Genomic DNA, 15,652 nt, shown 5'->3' with positions numbered 1-15,652 from the left:
AATGGGCGATAGCATTCTCTCCCAGGCTGAGATTGACGCGCTGCTCAATGGCGACAGTGACAGCGCGGAAGTAGAGAAGAGTTCCAACGGGGGCGACAGTGATATTCGTCCCTATGATCCCAATACCCAACGTCGCGTGGTGCGTGAACGTTTGCAGGCGTTGGAGATCATCAATGAGCGTTTTGCCCGTCACTTTCGTATGGCGCTGTTTAACCTGTTGCGCCGCAGCCCGGATATCAGCGTCGGGGCGATCAAGATTCAGCCGTACCATGAGTTTGCCCGCAACCTGCCGGTGCCGACCAACCTGAACCTGATCCACCTGAAACCGCTGCGCGGCACCGCGCTGGTGGTGTTTTCGCCGAGTCTGGTGTTTATCGCCGTGGATAACCTGTTCGGTGGCGATGGCCGCTTCCCGACCAAAGTGGAAGGCCGCGAATTTACCCATACCGAGCAGCGCGTCATTCGCCGCATGCTGAAGCTGGCGCTGGAAGGCTACAGCGACGCATGGAAAGCGATTTACCCGCTGGATGTGGAGTATGTCCGTTCTGAGATGCAGGTGAAGTTCACCAACATCACCACCTCGCCGAACGATATCGTGGTGAACACCCCGTTCCAGGTGGAGATTGGCAACCTGGTGGGTGAATTCAACATCTGTATTCCATTTTCGATGATTGAGCCGCTGCGTGAGCTGCTGGTCAATCCCCCACTGGAGAACTCTCGTCAGGAAGATAACCACTGGCGCGACAACCTGGTGAAACAGGTGCAGCACTCGGAGCTGGAGCTGATTGCCCACTTCGCCGATGTGTCGCTGCGTCTGTCACGTATTTTGCAACTGAAACCTGGTGACGTCCTGCCCATTGAGAAGCCGGATCGCATCATCGCACACGTAGATGGCGTACCGGTGCTTACCAGCCAGTACGGCACGTTAAACGGCCAGTATGCGCTGCGTGTCGAGCATCTGATTAACCCGATTTTGAATTCGCTGAATGAGGAACAGCCCAATGAGTGACAGCAAGAAACCGTCCGATGACGACATCTCCGCGGACGATCTGTGGGCTGCTGCAATGAACGAGCAGGCGGCAACCAGCGCGCCGGAGCAAAGCGAAGCGGTATTTAAGTCGCTCGACGGCGGCGGTGCCAGCGGATCATTGCAGGACATCGATCTGATCATGGATATCCCGGTCAAACTGACCGTGGAGCTGGGTCGGACCAAAATGACCATCAAAGAGCTGCTGCGCCTGACGCAGGGTTCGGTAGTGGCGCTGGACGGTCTGGCCGGTGAACCACTGGATATTCTGATCAACGGCTACCTGATTGCCCAGGGTGAAGTGGTGGTGGTGAACGACAAATATGGCGTGCGCATTACCGATATCATCACCCCGTCTGAACGTATGCGTCGTCTGAGCCGCTAAGTATGTTGAAGAACGCGCAAACGGTACAACCTGCCAGCCACAGCCAACCGGTGGTTTCAGCCGGTTCGGTGATTGGCCAGGTCAGCAGCGTGCTGGCGGTGATTGTGTTACTGATCCTCGCCTGTGGCTGGCTGGCACGCCGCCTCGGTTTTGCACCGAAGGCGGTGAGCGGTCAGGCGCTGAAAGTCAGTGCCAGCGTACAGGTCGGCCAACGCGAGCGGGTGGTGATTGTTGATACCCAGGATGCCCGTCTGGTTCTTGGCGTCACCGCACAACAGGTCACTCACCTGCATACCCTGCCACCGCTTGCGCCTGAAGATGCTGCTGCGCCACCCGCGCCGCAGGATTTTCGTCAGCTGTTAAACACTCTGGTTAAACGCCCCGGAAAAACCCAATGATGCGTCGTTTGCTTCCTCTTCTGCCGCTGCTGTTGCTGGCACCGGTTGCGCATGCGCAACTGCCCGGTTTGGTAAGCCATCCGTTGGCAAATGGTGGCCAGAGCTGGTCGTTGCCGGTGCAGACGCTGGTTTTTATCACCTCACTGACTTTTATTCCGGCCGTGCTGCTGATGATGACCAGTTTCACCCGCATCATTATTGTATTTGGCTTGTTGCGCAACGCGCTCGGTACGCCATCAGCACCGCCGAACCAGGTATTGGTCGGTCTGGCGCTGTTCCTCACTTTCTTCATCATGGCACCCACTTTCGACAAGATTTATTCCGACGCTTATCTGCCGTTTAGCCAGGACAAGATCAGCATGGATGTCGCCATTGATAAGGGTGCACAGCCGCTGCGTGAATTTATGCTGCGTCAGACGCGTGAAGCGGATTTAGCGCTGTTTGCCCGTCTGGCAAATACGCCGCCGATTGAAGGGCCGGAAGCGGTGCCGATGCGCATCCTGCTGCCTGCCTATGTCACCAGTGAGCTGAAGACCGCATTCCAGATTGGTTTTACCGTCTTTATCCCTTTCCTGATCATCGACCTGGTGGTTGCCAGCGTGTTGATGGCGTTGGGGATGATGATGGTCCCCCCCGCCACCATTTCACTGCCGTTTAAGCTGATGCTGTTCGTGCTGGTGGATGGCTGGCAGCTGCTGGTGGGTTCACTGGCGCAAAGTTTCTATTCCTGAGGAGTGCAGCATGACACCCGAATCGGTAATGGTAATGGGACAGGACGCGATGCGTGTTGCCCTGATGATGGCGGCACCCATGTTGCTGGTGGCGCTGGTGAGTGGCCTGATTATCAGCCTGTTGCAGGCGGCTACGCAGGTCAACGAACAAACCCTGTCATTTATTCCCAAGATTCTTGCCGTGGCCGCCACCGCGGTGGTTGCCGGTCCGTGGATGCTTAACCTGATCCTGGATTACATGCGCACCCTGTTTAGCAACCTGCCTTATATCATCGGTTAATGATTAACCTCGACAGCGGCCAATTAGTTCATTGGGTCAGCCAGTTCTTCTGGCCGATGGTGCGTTTGCTGGCGCTGTTTGCCAGCGCGCCGGTACTCAGCGAGAAAAGTATCCCGAACCGCGTCAAAATTGGTCTGGCGGTGCTAACGACGTGGATTTTGATGCCGTTGCTGCCACCGGTTGAAGTCACCCTGTTTACCGCTGCCGGTTTCTGGCTGCTGCTTCAGCAAATTCTGATTGGTGTCGGTCTGGGGCTGACCATGCAGTTTGCATTCGGTGCAGTGCGTATGGCGGGCGAAGTGATTGGCTTGCAGATGGGGTTGTCATTCGCTACCTTCTTTGACCCTGGCAGCCGTCTGAATATGCCGGTGCTGGCGCGTTTTCTTGATATGCTGGCGATGCTGCTGTTCCTGACCTTCAACGGTCATCTGTGGCTCATCTCGATGCTGGTCGACAGTTTTCACACCATGCCGATCAGCGATCATCCGCTCAACGCTAACGCGTTTATGGCGTTGGTGAAGGCAGCGGGATTAATTTTCCTTAATGGCATGATGTTAGCGCTGCCATTAATCGTTCTGCTCCTCACGCTCAATATGGCCCTGGGTTTGTTAAACCGTGTTACACCACAGTTATCAGTTTTCGTTGTTGGCTTCCCAATCACCTTAACTGTGGGGATCCTGAGCATCGGTCTGATGATGCCGCTCCTTGCCCCTTTTTGCGAACATCTCTTCAGTGAAGTCTTTGATTTGCTCGCTCAGTTCCTGTCAGAACTCTCCCGTACGAGTTGATTAACGAATCTGTAGCCGTTCTTAAGTGATAGTTAAGCGTTCAAAATCTATTTGTGCATTTTTCGAACCATAATTCTCAGAAATCAACTGAGGAAAATCTGATAAATGCGCATTTCTGGTGAAAATTATTCTTATTAAACGGCGCTTCAAGTATTTTAGTCAGACGAATCCTACAGTGCCTAAGCGTGTGGATTCGTTGAAAAAATGCCCAATAGATTGTTTTTAAACAAAAAAAATTTAGCAGCGATTTTTCTTGTAAGAAAACCTTTTTTCCGGCATTGTCAACACTCGCTGAAACGTCACACTTTCGTATTTCAAATGTTTTTAAGATTTGTCCTATCAGATTTGTCTGTGACATGCGCGATAGTGACATGGCTCGCAAAAATGAGCGATTTACCGACTTAAAACAAATTCCCGGCGATTCCCACTGTCGCGGGGTCAAGAGTGACGTTGAAGTAACACAACAAACTTCGCAGAACGGGTCAGGGAAGAGTCATGATGGCGCACGGGTTTACTCCGCCAGGCTGCTGAGCAGAATAAAAAAGTGTCTTTGGAAATCTCTCTCGTACCGCAAACGCGTAATTCATCGTTGATTTAAACGGATAACAAATTGGTGAGGGTCGCTAACATGCCAACGATTATTATGGATTCATGCAACTACACACGCCTGGGATTATCGGACTATATGTCCGCAAAAGGAGTTAAAAAGAAAAATATTACTTCCGTGTCTGACATCGAGCAATTGCAACAAAGATGTGAACAGCTAAAACCCGGGGTCGTATTTATTAACGAAGAATCGTTCATTCATGAATCCGACTCCAGCGATCGTATCCGCGGCATTATTATGCAGCATCCTGACACCCTATTTTTCATCTTCATGGCGATCTCAAACATCCATTTTGAGGAATATCTCTACGTTCGTAAGAACCTGATTATTACGTCAAAATCGATTAAAACATCGACCCTGGATTCCCTTCTCGGCACCTATCTGCAAAAGAAACTCAATGCAGCGCCACGAATTTCAGCCGGGCTTGATATTCACCCTCTGACATTAAGCCAGACTGAGTCAAATATGCTGAAAATGTGGATGTCAGGACATGACACCATTCAGATTTCAGACAAGATGCAAATTAAGGCGAAAACAGTTTCGTCACATAAAGGTAATATTAAACGTAAAATCAAGACCCACAATAAACAAGTTATTTATCATGTTGTGCGTCTCACTGATAATGTTACCTCCGGGATCTATGTCAACGTGCGATAATTTCCCTCGGTAAAAATAAGGGCTAATCCGCTGATTGGCCCTTTTTTGTTTTTGTCCATTTTGCGATGCAGATCCCACTCTGCTGACTAATCCTTTCCCCTCCCTTGCCGATGTTAGCTTCAGAACACCAACCTATATGAGAGCAAGGATATGAAAACAGCATCGATTGATGAGCAACATAAGCTCAGCATCTGGCAGAACCTGCGCCTGATGCCTCTTTTCAGCATGATCTTTGGTGGCATTCTGCTGCTTTTTGCCCTGTGCATTGGACTCGCCAGCTACTTTCTGATTCAAAGCAATAACTCGCTGAATGACGCCACAGATGAAATCCAGATTCGTATGGGGATTTCCAACAGCTCAAACCACCTGCGTACTGCACGTCTGAATGTTATTCAGTCTGGTGCCGCCGCACGTATTGGCGAGATGGATAGCTACCGCGCTGACCTGGCGCGCACCGAGCAGCGTATTGAACAGGCACGCGCCGGTTTCAAACTTTATATGGACCGCAAAACCAAAACCGCAGAAGACCTGGCGCTGGATGCACCGCTGACGGAACGCTTCAACGCTTATATCGATAAAGGTCTGAAGCCGATGATCGATTCGGCAAAACAAGGCAGCTTTGAAGGCATTATTGCGCAGGAAACCGATGTAACACGCAAACTGGATGACGCCTATAACGAGGTGTTACTCAAAGCAATCAAGATCCGTACTAATCGCGCTGATGCGATAAATGCGGAAGCGGCACATCAGTCACGTATTGGTTTTATTGCTATGGCCGCCGCCTTTGCCGCAGCACTGGTGTTGGTATTGCTGACCTTCCTGTTCCTGCGCCGCGTGGTGATTAACCCACTGCGTCAATCCGTCGCGCGTATTGAACGAATCGCTCAGGGTGATTTAACCGCGCCCGATCAGGCATGGGGCCGCAGTGAAATCGGCAGCCTGTTGCATAATCTGCAACTGATGCAGGCCTCACTGGTTCGTACGGTTGGTGTGGTACGTGAAGGTGCGGTGGCGATCTACCAGGGTTCCAGTGAGATTTCTGCCGGTAACACCGATCTCTCCTCACGCACCGAACAGCAGGCTTCCGCACTGGAGCAGACCGCAGCCAGCATGGAACAACTAACGGCCACCGTGAAGCAGAATGCCGAAAACGCCCATCATGCCAGCCAACTGGCAGCCGATGCCTCGGGTAAAGCGCGCAGCGGTGGAGAGCTGGTCGATGGCGTGGTGAAAACCATGAACAACATTTCTGGCAGCTCGAAAAAGATTGCCGAAATCACTAATGTTATCAACAGCATTGCATTCCAGACCAATATTCTGGCATTGAACGCCGCCGTTGAGGCCGCCCGTGCCGGTGAGCAGGGTCGCGGTTTCGCCGTGGTCGCCAGTGAAGTGCGCAGCCTGGCCCAGCGCAGTGCGCAGGCGGCGAAGGAGATTGAGTCTCTGATTGCAGAATCGGTTGATCTGATTAGCAATGGCTCGCATCAGGTAGGGGAAGCCGGCAATACCATGAGTGAAATTGTTGAGGCGGTGCGCCGTGTTACCGACATTATGTCTGAAATCGCCGCCGCTTCAGATGAGCAGAGCCGCGGAATTCAGCAAGTGAGCCTGGCGGTCACCGAGATGGATAATGTGACTCAGCAGAACGCCTCGCTGGTGGAAGAGGCCTCTTCGGCGGCAGCATCGCTGGAAGACCAGGCGGGTAAATTGACCCAGGCGGTTGCCGCGTTTCGTTTGAATGACAAGCCCGGTTTATTGGTTCCGACGCCGACCGTGCAGCCGACGTTAAAAGCGCTGACGCCTCGCGTGGCAACCGTCAGCAATGATAATTGGGAAACGTTCTAATCTGAGATTACTTATGCCCTCACCCCGGCCCTCTCCCGCAAGCGGGAGAGGGAGGCAGTGCAAAATGTTAGCCTGTGCTCGCATCAGTCCCCTCTCCCGCCAGCGGGAGAGGGTTAGGGTGAGGGGACATAGGGTTCGACAAACACCCCATCCGCATGATCGTTTTCATTAAAGAACCAGATACCCAGCGGATAATCCTCCAGCGCAACCAGATACATGACGCCTTCATTGAATGGCTCTACCGCCAGAATCGTGCCTGAACGGCGCGGACCACCGTCTGTCTTTACCGTCACGCGGTCATTGACCTTCATTGAATACTCTCCAGAAATAGTGCCTCGGACACAGTGTAACGGAAGAATTGGGTAACCGTGTGATCGCGATCAGCCTGGGTGATTGCTTAACTCGCCTAAGAATGCGCCTGGTAAGGGATTTTCACTTTCTTAACGTTTAATGGCGAGACTTTTGACGCGGCCAGCGCGTAGAATTTTTGTTACTGCTCCAACCCCAAAGGCGCAGTCAACCTAAAAGTAACAAGGATTTTTGCCCGCGCAGCGCGGGCTTTTTTTTGCCTGTTACGCAGATTCCGCACGATTCCCCTCAGACGTCTATACTGTCTACGTCCCCCTTCTCCGCTCAGGAGGCACGATGATGGTAACGGTAAACGACGATAGCGATAACCTGAACAGCAATATCGATACATTGCTTAACGCCATTCAGGAAAAGACATCAGGAAAGATCAAAGAGCATATGCAACCACACGCGAGCGGATCGCAGGATGCGCAAATCGATCTGTCACAAGCCTTTGAACTGGATATCCACGATTGCTCCTGCATTGAAGTGCATCATTGATATCAGGCAAAAAAATACCCGGCGGGATAGCCGGGTAAAGTAAAAGCGCTAAATTCGTTACACCAGGAAAATCTCTAACACAGCAGCCAGATTACGCCTCAGTCTGAATAAGACAAGTGCCAACGCTTTCCAGAGGTGCAACCCCTCACCTGTTTTACGTCGCGGTTGTTACCGAAAACACCGCATGTATGCTGTCTTTTTTCTGCGCATCTTTTACACATGCACAATTCTGCTGTTAGCCTGTTTTAGGAATTTTCCTGGGTTAACTTCCCATTGCTGTGCGAAAAAGTGTGATCGCGATTACGCTATTATACTGATTATTCCTCGCTTTACGGATGCCCAAGGGTGTAAGGAGTGTGAAGATGGTCAGTCTTGACCAACCGTTATTGATCGTCACCGACCTCGATGGCTCACTGCTGGACCATCACGATTATCGTTGGGATGCCGCCAGCGAATGGCTGGCACGTCTGAAACAAAATCAGATTCCGCTGGTGATCTGTTCCAGCAAAACGGCGGCCGAGATCATTCCGCTGCAAAAAAAACTCGGCATCGCCGGATCGCCTTTTATTGCTGAAAACGGTGCCCGTATTGTTCTTGAGGCGGAGGAGCGGCGCAGTGAAGGACAGGGGCACGCTTACCTTGCACTTTGTCAGCAGTTGAAAGGCTTACAGGCTGACTTTCGCTTCACCGGTTTTCACGATTTCAGTGACGTTGAAGTGTCCAGATTCACTGGCCTGACGCTGGCGGAAGCCAGTCAGAGTCGACAACGCGATGCTTCTGAGGTGGTGCTGTGGCGTGATGATGCCGCACGGCTGGATGAATTCCGCGCGGCCCTGCATCAGCACGGTCTGGCGTTAACCCAGGGAGGGCGCTTCTGGCATGTGATGCCTGAAGGATGCGGAAAAGGTCACGCGCTGCAAACGTTGCAACAGCATCTCGCCCGGCGCGAGGGGATCACCCGTACCACCATCGGCCTGGGAGATGGCCCCAATGATGTGCCAATGCTGGAATGCGTCGATTATGCCGTCGTCATAAAAGGCTTCAGTAAAACGCCGGTCATCCTGACGCGCGATGATGAGGAAAACGTCTACCACACCGCACACGTTGGTCCCGAGGGCTGGCGTGAAGGTTTGGATTATTTTCTTGCCCAACCCGATTAACGGGCACACAGCCAATCAGAAGGATGAGGCGATGAGTGATTTTTACCAGAATGGCGTGATTACCAACTTTCATAATCTCACCCACCGTAGCGTTGAGTCGCTGGAAAAAGAGATGGTGCGTTTTGCCCGCAAACGCAAAATGGGGCTGATTTTACCGTCGCTGTTTTCCGAACTGGAAGGACCGGCGCTGGATAACATTGTCAATGAACTGGCGAAAGTGCCTTACCTCGATGAGATTGTGATTGGCCTCGACCGTGCAGACCGCGAGCAGTTTCTGTTTGCACGCGAGTTCTTTGCTCGCCTGCCCCAGCGCCATCGTATTTTGTGGAATGACGGGCCGCGTCTGAAAGCGCTGGATGCCGAGCTGGATAAAGAGGGCCTTTCGCCCAGCCAGCCGGGTAAAGGGCGTAACGTCTGGTTCTGCACCGGTTATACGCTGGCCTCCGACCGTACCAGTTGCGTCGCGTTGCACGATTGCGACATCGTCACTTATGAACGTAGTATGCTGGCGCGCTTGCTCTATCCGCTGGCTAACCCGGCTTTTCAGTATGAATTCTGCAAAGGTTTTTATGCGCGTGTCGCAGGCGGCAAACTGAATGGTCGTGTCGGGCGACTGCTGGTGGGGCCGCTGCTGCGCTCACTGCAAAAAGTGTATGGTCATTCGGAATATCTCGACTATCTCGCCAGCTTCCGCTACCCGCTGTCCGGGGAATTTGCCATGCGCACCCATGTGCTGAACAATATTAAGATTCCCGGCGACTGGGGGCTGGAAATTGGCGTGCTGTCGGAGATTTATCGCAACTACACCACACGGCAAAGCTGCCAGGTAGAGATTGCCGATAACTATGACCATAAGCATCAGCCGCTGGCCGAAGAAGATGGCACCGGTGGCCTTAAGCGTATGAGCAATGACATCGTGCAATCGTTGCTACGTAAACTGGCGACAATGGGTGTGCCTCTGACCAGTGACTCATTCCGGGTATTGAAAGCCACCTACTATCGCAACGCGCTGGATATGATGGAGGTCTACAATCACGAAGCCACTATGAATGGTCTGAAGTTCGACCAGCATATTGAAGAGGCGGCGGTAGAGATGTTCACCCAGGCGATTCTCGATGCCGGTCAGGCATTTATTGAACGTCCGAATGACAAACCCTTTATTCCCAGCTGGAGCCGGGTGCAATCTGCCTTTCCGGATATCCTGCAACGGATTTACCAGGCGGTTGAAGAGGATAACGACGGTAAGGTCTAATCCGCGCTGCACACGCGATTACGGCCACTGGTTTTCGCCAGGTAGAGTCGGCTATCGGCTTTGGCCTGCAAGCTCTCTGCGTCATAATCGCCCTGCTCCTCGCTGCTGGTCACCCCGGCGGAGAGCGTGATGTTAAAGGTGGTACTGGCGTTCACCAGGATAGTTTTGGCCGCCAGACGCGCACGGATGCGCTCCGCAACCACACTGGCTTCCGCCAGGGTGGTTTCTGGCAACACAATACAGAATTCTTCCCCGCCAATACGTCCCGCCACATCGTATTTACGCAGCGTATGACTGATTACGCTGGCTACACGGATCAATGCCTGATCGCCCGCATGATGCCCCCAGGTGTCATTGACCTTCTTAAAATGATCAACATCCAACTGGATAACCGCAAGCGGTCGCTGCAACTGCTGGCAGTGGGCAGCCTGCGCCACAAACTGTTCGAAGAAGGCACTGCGATTGAGTAAACGCGTCAAACCATCGTAATTGGCCCGCCAGGTGAGGCGCGCAGAGAGTTCATCCTGGCGGCGCACCAGACGGAAGATCACCTGATGTGCTACCGCCAGCATCAGGACAAACAGCAACCACATGCCGAGCAGGAACAGCGTAACGCGTCCCAGCTCCTGCTTCATACCCTGCTTCAGGGTCTGCACATTGATAATGTAGCCGTCGACATTTTCCAGTTTGCTCCAACTGGCAAACTGCGTCCCCAGCCGCAATATGCCGCTGCGTTCATGTTGCATACGCTTCAGCAATTCTTGCCGTTGTTCAGCATTCAGTGGGACTTCATCTGGGGCATGCAGGCGAGCCACCTCCTCCAGCTTACGATCGAGGAACACCAGGTTACCTTGCAACAGCGTATGACGCGTTTCCGCCAGCAGATTACGAATGCGCGCCTGGGGGAAATCCATCGACAACACGCCATACCAGTAGCCATTGCTGATAATCGGCGCGCTGAGGGTCAACATCAGTCCTTCATCGAACTGCCCCTGGTAACCGCTGGTCCAGCGCAGATAGGGGCTGGGATTCTGCTGCGGGTTAAGGGCACGAAAATAGGCGCGCTGCACCATTGTGGCATAGCTTTGCTCCAATTCTTGCGGGCTTTGCGGTGGTCGCGAGCTGATATAAAAACCCGCGCGGGAGATGTACCAGAAGCGCGAATGAAAATCATGGTCCGGATCGCTGAATTGCATGATAAAACTGAACTCCAGCGCAGCGCGGATCTCCTGGTCAATCAGAGCCGGATCGCGCCTTAGCAGCGGATCACGCGCCAGCCAGGCATCTCCGACACCGTTCAGCGGCATACTACGCGGGCTATTCAGCTGCAATTGCCACAACGGATGCTGACGTAACGCCTGGAAACGCGTCACCGCTTCGCGCGCGTTATCGGAATCAAGCGGGTGTGTCAGCGCATAACTCAGCATCTTCTGGTAGTAAACCAGCTCATCTACGCTCTCCTGAAACTGACTGTCGAGATTCTTTTGAATCTCCGCCAGTTGCGCACGCTGACGATCTTCATAGCTGGTTTTTAGTTCCAGCGCTTCATGCACCGTCAGAAAAGCCGAGAAAAGGAAAACCGCAAAAAAACACAGGTGAACAGATAAAATGGGATTGCCCGACTGCCGGGGAAGTGGCGTTTGTGCCATCAGCAACCATGCTCCGGAAAAAGGCGAATGAAAACAGTGTAGCCAGCCGGGGAAAGATCGTACAGACGGGGATCGGTAGCGGCGCGATTTATCGCGCAATTTCGTGCAGGGTGCAGAAAAAGTCGCGCGATAAAACGTGCCGCTACGTATTCATCTCAGCTATTAGCTGGCCAGCTGGCGCGCGGCAGATAAGTGACAGAGTTCGTCACTATGGAATGCCTCACGGCGCACGCTGTAGCCATCATACCAACGACACTCTACCATTCCGCTGGCATAGCCGGTCACCACCATAGTGGGTCCGCCCTGTTTGTGCTGAACTTCGTCACTGATCGCAAAGGTCATACGCGCCCTCCCTTCTACCCGTTGAATGAACTTCATCAGGTATAGCAGGTGCGGGGGGTTTTTGCCTATAAGAGATTGTGATTACTACTGCAATTTAGGAATAAGCAGTTAAATATGCGGAAAATAAAAAAAGCGGATAAAAATTATTATCCGCTTTGAAATGCTTTCCCAGGTGGGAAAATCAGATTTTACAACCTTCGCAATCAGCTTCGTCGCTCAGATCGGTCGGGACTTCGCGTGCTTTCTCCGCCGCTTTCGCTTCAGCCTGTTCCAGCTGTGCATCGATATCAAATTCAAACATATCGTCGTTCATCATCGTTCTCCTGACCCGTGATTAGAAATTTCCTGCGCTTTATAGTCTTTATCCACGCACTTTGGCAATCAGATTCACCACCAACAGCACGATCGACCCAATCAAAAAGCCCAGTACCAGGTTGGCGCCGTTGCTGAGCAGCGCCGAGACCAACGGGTTAAAACCCGCACTGTACGCCTCAATCGCATGGTGCAACGGCGTAATCCCGTGAATGACAATACCGCCCCCCACCAGGAACATCGCCAGGGTACCCACCACCGACAGAATTTTCATCAATATCGGGGCAGCGGCTAACAACAATCCCCCCACCGCCTGCGCCAGCGTGGATGATTTTTCCCGCAGCCAGTATCCGAGATCGTCGATTTTCACAATCCCGGCAACGATGCCATACACCCCCACCGTCACCAGAATGGCGATACCCGCCAGCACCATCACCTGATTGAGCAACGGCGCTTCCGCCACGATGCCCAGTGTGATGGCAACAATTTCGGCCGAAAGGATAAAGTCGGTACGTACCGCACCTTTCACTTTATCCTTCTCAAATGTCTTTGGATCCTGTTGCGCCAGTTGCTCAAGACGCTGCTGACGTGCTTCCGGGCTTTGCTCGGCTTTATCGTGGTTGAGGCTGTGCAACACCTTCTCCACGCCCTCAAAACAGAGATACGCCCCGCCAATCATCAGCAACGGCGTAATCAGCCAGGGCGCAAAAGCTGAGATCAGCAGCGCCAGCGGCACGAGGATCAATTTGTTAATAAAGGAGCCTTTCGCCACCGCCCACACCACCGGCAATTCGCGATTGGCTTTTACGCCGGTAACCTGTTGCGCATTCAGGGACAGATCGTCACCCAATACCCCGGCGGTTTTTTTTGCGGCCACTTTGCCCATCATGGAGATGTCATCAAGCAAGGTGGCAATATCATCCAGAAGCGTCAGTAAGCTGGTTCCTGCCAAAATGTTTTCCTTATTCCTGTTCGTGATCCTGACAACAGGGGCAACGCTCGACCGCCGTCACTGACATATCGGCGATGCCCGCACAATCCCACTCAACGCGTAACGGCTGCCCCGCCACATCCCCGGCATGCAAATATTTGCTCACCGGACTTTCCGTCATACCCGTAATCTCTTCGGTGGCGACCAGCGTATCACCCAGATAGATCCGGGCGGTGGCTCGGGTGTTGACCATCCGTTCGTCACGAAGTTGGTACAGGCGTTTGACCGTCAGTTTTATGCTGCTCATGGCTATGTTCCGCGTCCCAGAGAAAGGAGTGATCTAAACCGTTATAGCGAGTAAAAGCAACAATCTGCCTTATACGCCGCGATAATGATGCAAACCTGCATGATCGATTTCACCGCTGTGACTGGCGGCCAACAGCCACTCCTCCAGTCGTTCAATTAACGCCTCGTCCTTGAGGCGCAGCTTGCCACGTAACGCACATTCCCAGACGATCAGCACCTTCCAGCCGCTCTCCTGCAACTGCTGAATGTAGCGCCGGTCCCGTTCGACATTACTGTTAATTTTACCGGCCCAGAATTCGGTACGCGTAGCGGGCATTTTGAACAGATAGCAATGATGACGATGCCAGAAGCAGCCGTGGACAAAAATAATCGCCTGCTGGGCCGGGACGACAAAATCAGGTCGACCGGCTAATGCTTTATCCTGCACCCGATAGGTAAATCCACGGTCTTTTAATATCAACGCAATACGCTGTTCAATCGCCGTATCCTGAGTACGAATTGCACGCATATTCTTGCTACGAACATCACGAGAATGGACGTCGGCCATAACCTTTCCTTTTTCTTGTGGCTCCTTCAACTTTAGCGGTTTGGGGCAAAAGCGAAAGCCGCATTCACCACCGGCACGTCGGGCCAATTTCTTCATAGCGTCAGGAGTGGTAGCATAGCCGCTTCACTGTTAAGGAAAAACGCATGCACGCCGAAGAGACCGCCGCGACTGCCTCACCCTCCCCACTCACTGTTTCCGCCACTGACGATGCCACCACGCTGTTGTTGCAAGTGCTGGCAATTTACGCCGCACGCGACCTTGTGAGCACGCTGAGCGACGCCGGTGGTCGCGACTGGAGCGTGCCTCGTCTCAACCGTATTCGTCAGGGAAAGAGTGCAGCACCGGCGTTAAGCAGCGCGGAAGTTGCCAGTTTGCAGGCGTTATTACCCGCTCGTCCCGCGCATTATGACGCGCCTCGTTTTCAGTTTGTCGATCTGTTTGCCGGTATTGGCGGCATTCGCCGTGGCTTTGAACAGATTGGCGGCCAGTGCGTCTTTACCAGTGAATGGAATAAAGAAGCGGTGCGTACCTACAAGGCCAACCACTATTGCGATCCGCAGCAACATCGCTTCAACAGCGATATTCGCCAGGTAACGCAACCGGCCGGTCTGAGTGATGAGCAAGCCATCTATCAACATATTGATCGCACAATCCCTGACCATCAGGTGCTACTGGCAGGTTTCCCCTGCCAGCCCTTCTCGCTGGCCGGTGTGAGTAAAAAGAATGCCCTGGGCCGGGCGCACGGTTTCGAGTGTGAGGCACAGGGAACCTTATTCTTCGATGTGGCACGCATTCTGGCTGCGAAAAAGCCGCCGTTCTTCGTGCTGGAAAACGTGAAGAACCTGAAAAGTCACGACAAAGGACGCACCTTCGCCATTATTATGGCGACGCTGGATGAGCTGGGCTATGACGTGGCCGATGCGGATAACGCGGGACTGGCCGATGCCAAAATCATCGATGCACGCCATTTTCTGCCGCAACATCGTGAGCGTATTGTGTTGGTGGGTATCCGTCGCGACACCCATCTGAGCGAGGGATTTTCTCTGCGCGCCTTACCCGCACTCTATCCCAAAAAAGTCCCGACGCTCAGTAGCTTGCTGGAACCCCAGCCTGATGCCAAATATACGTTGTCACCGGTACTGTGGAACTACCTTTACCAATACGCCAAAAAACACAAAGCCAAGGGGAACGGCTTTGGTTTCGGTCTGAACGATGCGCGTAATCCGTCGGTTTGCGTGCGCACCCTGTCGGCTCGCTATTACAAAGACGGTTCGGAAATTCTTATTGATCGTGGTTGGGACCGTGAGCTGGGCGAGCAGGACTTTCATCAGCCGGACAATATGTCACGCCGCCCACGTCGTTTAACACCACGCGAATGCGCGCGGCTGATGGGATTTGAAGCACCGGGTGAAACGCGCTTCCGCATTCCGGTGTCCGATACCCAGGCCTATAAACAGTTTGGCAATTCGGTAGTGGTGCCGGTGTTTGCTGCTGTAGCGCAACTGCTATTGCCATTGATCGAACAATACACCCGCAACATGAAGTGATTTCGGGCTGCGGGCACAGCGGTTCAGACTGGAAAACGC

The 15,652-nt window shown here is 53.0% G+C and carries 19 protein-coding genes; 12 read left to right on the top strand and 7 right to left on the bottom strand.

Annotated features, from left to right (window positions below; genetic code table 11):
* The first annotated feature begins 1 nt into the window (after nucleotide 1).
* The 8 genes from fliM (at nucleotide 2) to CTZ24_RS16570 (ending at nucleotide 6,718) form a co-directional block, all read left to right on the top strand.
* Nucleotides 2-1,009 carry a flagellar motor switch protein FliM gene (fliM, locus tag CTZ24_RS16605; RefSeq protein WP_021182862.1) on the top strand — a complete coding sequence of 336 codons (1,008 nt, stop codon included), beginning with the start codon at nucleotides 2-4 and terminating at the stop codon, nucleotides 1,007-1,009.
* The gene (gene fliN / locus CTZ24_RS16600) at nucleotides 1,002-1,412 is read left to right on the top strand and encodes a flagellar motor switch protein FliN (protein WP_021182861.1); all 411 of its coding nucleotides are present in this window, start codon (nucleotides 1,002-1,004) and stop codon (nucleotides 1,410-1,412) included. The genes fliM and fliN overlap by 8 nt, the downstream gene beginning before the upstream one ends.
* A 2-nt stretch (nucleotides 1,413-1,414) precedes the next feature.
* Entirely contained in the window at nucleotides 1,415-1,810 is a 396-nt protein-coding gene (gene fliO / locus CTZ24_RS16595) for a flagellar biosynthetic protein FliO (RefSeq protein ID WP_021182860.1), read from the top strand.
* Nucleotides 1,810-2,541 (top strand): flagellar type III secretion system pore protein FliP, encoded by a 732-nt coding sequence (gene fliP, locus CTZ24_RS16590; protein ID WP_036625087.1) that lies wholly within the window; start codon nucleotides 1,810-1,812, stop codon nucleotides 2,539-2,541. Before fliO ends, fliP begins: the two co-directional genes overlap by 1 nt.
* A 10-nt stretch (nucleotides 2,542-2,551) precedes the next feature.
* Nucleotides 2,552-2,821, top strand: a complete 270-nt coding sequence (fliQ, locus tag CTZ24_RS16585) for a flagellar biosynthesis protein FliQ (protein ID WP_021182859.1) — start codon at nucleotides 2,552-2,554, stop codon at nucleotides 2,819-2,821.
* Entirely contained in the window at nucleotides 2,821-3,609 is a 789-nt protein-coding gene (gene fliR / locus CTZ24_RS16580) for a flagellar biosynthetic protein FliR (protein ID WP_021182858.1), read from the top strand. The genes fliQ and fliR overlap by 1 nt, the downstream gene beginning before the upstream one ends.
* 628 nt (nucleotides 3,610-4,237) lie before the next feature.
* Nucleotides 4,238-4,873, top strand: a complete 636-nt coding sequence (gene rcsA, locus CTZ24_RS16575) for a transcriptional regulator RcsA (RefSeq protein ID WP_036624919.1) — start codon at nucleotides 4,238-4,240, stop codon at nucleotides 4,871-4,873.
* A gap of 150 nt (nucleotides 4,874-5,023) precedes the next feature.
* Entirely contained in the window at nucleotides 5,024-6,718 is a 1,695-nt protein-coding gene (locus CTZ24_RS16570) for a methyl-accepting chemotaxis protein (protein WP_208724110.1), read from the top strand.
* Nucleotides 6,719-6,831: 113 nt separating this feature from the next.
* Here the strand turns inward: CTZ24_RS16570 and dsrB are convergent, their stop codons facing one another.
* Nucleotides 6,832-7,029 (bottom strand): protein DsrB, encoded by a 198-nt coding sequence (dsrB, locus tag CTZ24_RS16565; protein ID WP_208724109.1) that lies wholly within the window; start codon nucleotides 7,027-7,029, stop codon nucleotides 6,832-6,834.
* Nucleotides 7,030-7,363: 334 nt separating this feature from the next.
* Between dsrB and CTZ24_RS16560 the strand changes: the two genes are divergently transcribed.
* The 3 genes from CTZ24_RS16560 (at nucleotide 7,364) to CTZ24_RS16550 (ending at nucleotide 9,979) form a co-directional block, all read left to right on the top strand.
* Nucleotides 7,364-7,567 (top strand): DUF2525 domain-containing protein, encoded by a 204-nt coding sequence (locus tag CTZ24_RS16560; protein WP_021182854.1) that lies wholly within the window; start codon nucleotides 7,364-7,366, stop codon nucleotides 7,565-7,567.
* Between the two features lie 362 nt (nucleotides 7,568-7,929).
* Nucleotides 7,930-8,727: a mannosyl-3-phosphoglycerate phosphatase-related protein gene (locus CTZ24_RS16555; RefSeq protein WP_208724108.1), complete on the top strand. Its 798-nt coding sequence runs from the start codon at nucleotides 7,930-7,932 to the stop codon at nucleotides 8,725-8,727.
* A 31-nt stretch (nucleotides 8,728-8,758) separates the two neighbouring features.
* Complete coding sequence (locus CTZ24_RS16550) at nucleotides 8,759-9,979, top strand: glycosyltransferase family protein (RefSeq protein ID WP_021182852.1); 1,221 nt, start codon at nucleotides 8,759-8,761, stop codon at nucleotides 9,977-9,979.
* On the opposite strand, the gene dgcQ is transcribed toward CTZ24_RS16550, so the two are convergent.
* The 6 genes from dgcQ to CTZ24_RS16525 form a co-directional block, all read right to left on the bottom strand.
* Entirely contained in the window at nucleotides 9,976-11,628 is a 1,653-nt protein-coding gene (gene dgcQ, locus CTZ24_RS16545) for a cellulose biosynthesis regulator diguanylate cyclase DgcQ (RefSeq protein ID WP_208724107.1), read from the bottom strand. The genes CTZ24_RS16550 and dgcQ overlap by 4 nt on opposite strands.
* 162 nt (nucleotides 11,629-11,790) lie before the next feature.
* On the bottom strand, nucleotides 11,791-11,970 hold the full coding sequence (locus CTZ24_RS16540; RefSeq protein ID WP_021182850.1) for a YodC family protein: 180 nt from the start codon (nucleotides 11,968-11,970) through the stop codon (nucleotides 11,791-11,793).
* A gap of 181 nt (nucleotides 11,971-12,151) precedes the next feature.
* Nucleotides 12,152-12,286, bottom strand: coding sequence for a hypothetical protein (locus CTZ24_RS26850; protein ID WP_021182849.1), 135 nt, complete (start codon nucleotides 12,284-12,286; stop codon nucleotides 12,152-12,154).
* A gap of 45 nt (nucleotides 12,287-12,331) precedes the next feature.
* On the bottom strand, nucleotides 12,332-13,234 hold the full coding sequence (locus tag CTZ24_RS16535) for a DUF808 domain-containing protein (RefSeq protein WP_021182848.1): 903 nt from the start codon (nucleotides 13,232-13,234) through the stop codon (nucleotides 12,332-12,334).
* Between the two features lie 10 nt (nucleotides 13,235-13,244).
* On the bottom strand, nucleotides 13,245-13,520 hold the full coding sequence (locus CTZ24_RS16530) for a hypothetical protein (protein ID WP_021182847.1): 276 nt from the start codon (nucleotides 13,518-13,520) through the stop codon (nucleotides 13,245-13,247).
* Nucleotides 13,521-13,589: 69 nt separating this feature from the next.
* On the bottom strand, nucleotides 13,590-14,066 hold the full coding sequence (locus CTZ24_RS16525) for a very short patch repair endonuclease (RefSeq protein ID WP_208724106.1): 477 nt from the start codon (nucleotides 14,064-14,066) through the stop codon (nucleotides 13,590-13,592).
* Nucleotides 14,067-14,209: 143 nt separating this feature from the next.
* On the opposite strand from CTZ24_RS16525, the gene dcm reads away from it, so the two are divergent.
* On the top strand, nucleotides 14,210-15,613 hold the full coding sequence (dcm, locus tag CTZ24_RS16520) for a DNA (cytosine-5-)-methyltransferase (protein ID WP_208724105.1): 1,404 nt from the start codon (nucleotides 14,210-14,212) through the stop codon (nucleotides 15,611-15,613).
* The last annotated feature ends 39 nt before the right edge of the window (nucleotides 15,614-15,652 follow it).

This window comes from Pantoea phytobeneficialis, assembly GCF_009728735.1.
Lineage (GTDB): Bacteria > Pseudomonadota > Gammaproteobacteria > Enterobacterales > Enterobacteriaceae > Pantoea > Pantoea phytobeneficialis.
The sequence above is the reverse complement of the archived record's forward strand: the minus strand, read 5'-3'. Positions and strand labels throughout refer to the sequence as shown.

Coding starts and splice junctions, on each gene's coding strand:
- fliM (WP_021182862.1), top strand. CDS start 2: ATGGGCGATAGCATTCTCTCCCAGGCTGAGATTGACGCGCTGCTCAAT.
- fliN (WP_021182861.1), top strand. CDS start 1,002: ATGAGTGACAGCAAGAAACCGTCCGATGACGACATCTCCGCGGACGAT.
- fliO (WP_021182860.1), top strand. CDS start 1,415: ATGTTGAAGAACGCGCAAACGGTACAACCTGCCAGCCACAGCCAACCG.
- fliP (WP_036625087.1), top strand. CDS start 1,810: ATGCGTCGTTTGCTTCCTCTTCTGCCGCTGCTGTTGCTGGCACCGGTT.
- fliQ (WP_021182859.1), top strand. CDS start 2,552: ATGACACCCGAATCGGTAATGGTAATGGGACAGGACGCGATGCGTGTT.
- fliR (WP_021182858.1), top strand. CDS start 2,821: ATGATTAACCTCGACAGCGGCCAATTAGTTCATTGGGTCAGCCAGTTC.
- rcsA (WP_036624919.1), top strand. CDS start 4,238: ATGCCAACGATTATTATGGATTCATGCAACTACACACGCCTGGGATTA.
- CTZ24_RS16570 (WP_208724110.1), top strand. CDS start 5,024: ATGAAAACAGCATCGATTGATGAGCAACATAAGCTCAGCATCTGGCAG.
- dsrB (WP_208724109.1), bottom strand. CDS start 7,029: ATGAAGGTCAATGACCGCGTGACGGTAAAGACAGACGGTGGTCCGCGC.
- CTZ24_RS16560 (WP_021182854.1), top strand. CDS start 7,364: ATGATGGTAACGGTAAACGACGATAGCGATAACCTGAACAGCAATATC.
- CTZ24_RS16555 (WP_208724108.1), top strand. CDS start 7,930: ATGGTCAGTCTTGACCAACCGTTATTGATCGTCACCGACCTCGATGGC.
- CTZ24_RS16550 (WP_021182852.1), top strand. CDS start 8,759: ATGAGTGATTTTTACCAGAATGGCGTGATTACCAACTTTCATAATCTC.
- dgcQ (WP_208724107.1), bottom strand. CDS start 11,628: ATGGCACAAACGCCACTTCCCCGGCAGTCGGGCAATCCCATTTTATCT.
- CTZ24_RS16540 (WP_021182850.1), bottom strand. CDS start 11,970: ATGACCTTTGCGATCAGTGACGAAGTTCAGCACAAACAGGGCGGACCC.
- CTZ24_RS26850 (WP_021182849.1), bottom strand. CDS start 12,286: ATGATGAACGACGATATGTTTGAATTTGATATCGATGCACAGCTGGAA.
- CTZ24_RS16530 (WP_021182847.1), bottom strand. CDS start 13,520: ATGAGCAGCATAAAACTGACGGTCAAACGCCTGTACCAACTTCGTGAC.
- CTZ24_RS16525 (WP_208724106.1), bottom strand. CDS start 14,066: ATGGCCGACGTCCATTCTCGTGATGTTCGTAGCAAGAATATGCGTGCA.
- dcm (WP_208724105.1), top strand. CDS start 14,210: ATGCACGCCGAAGAGACCGCCGCGACTGCCTCACCCTCCCCACTCACT.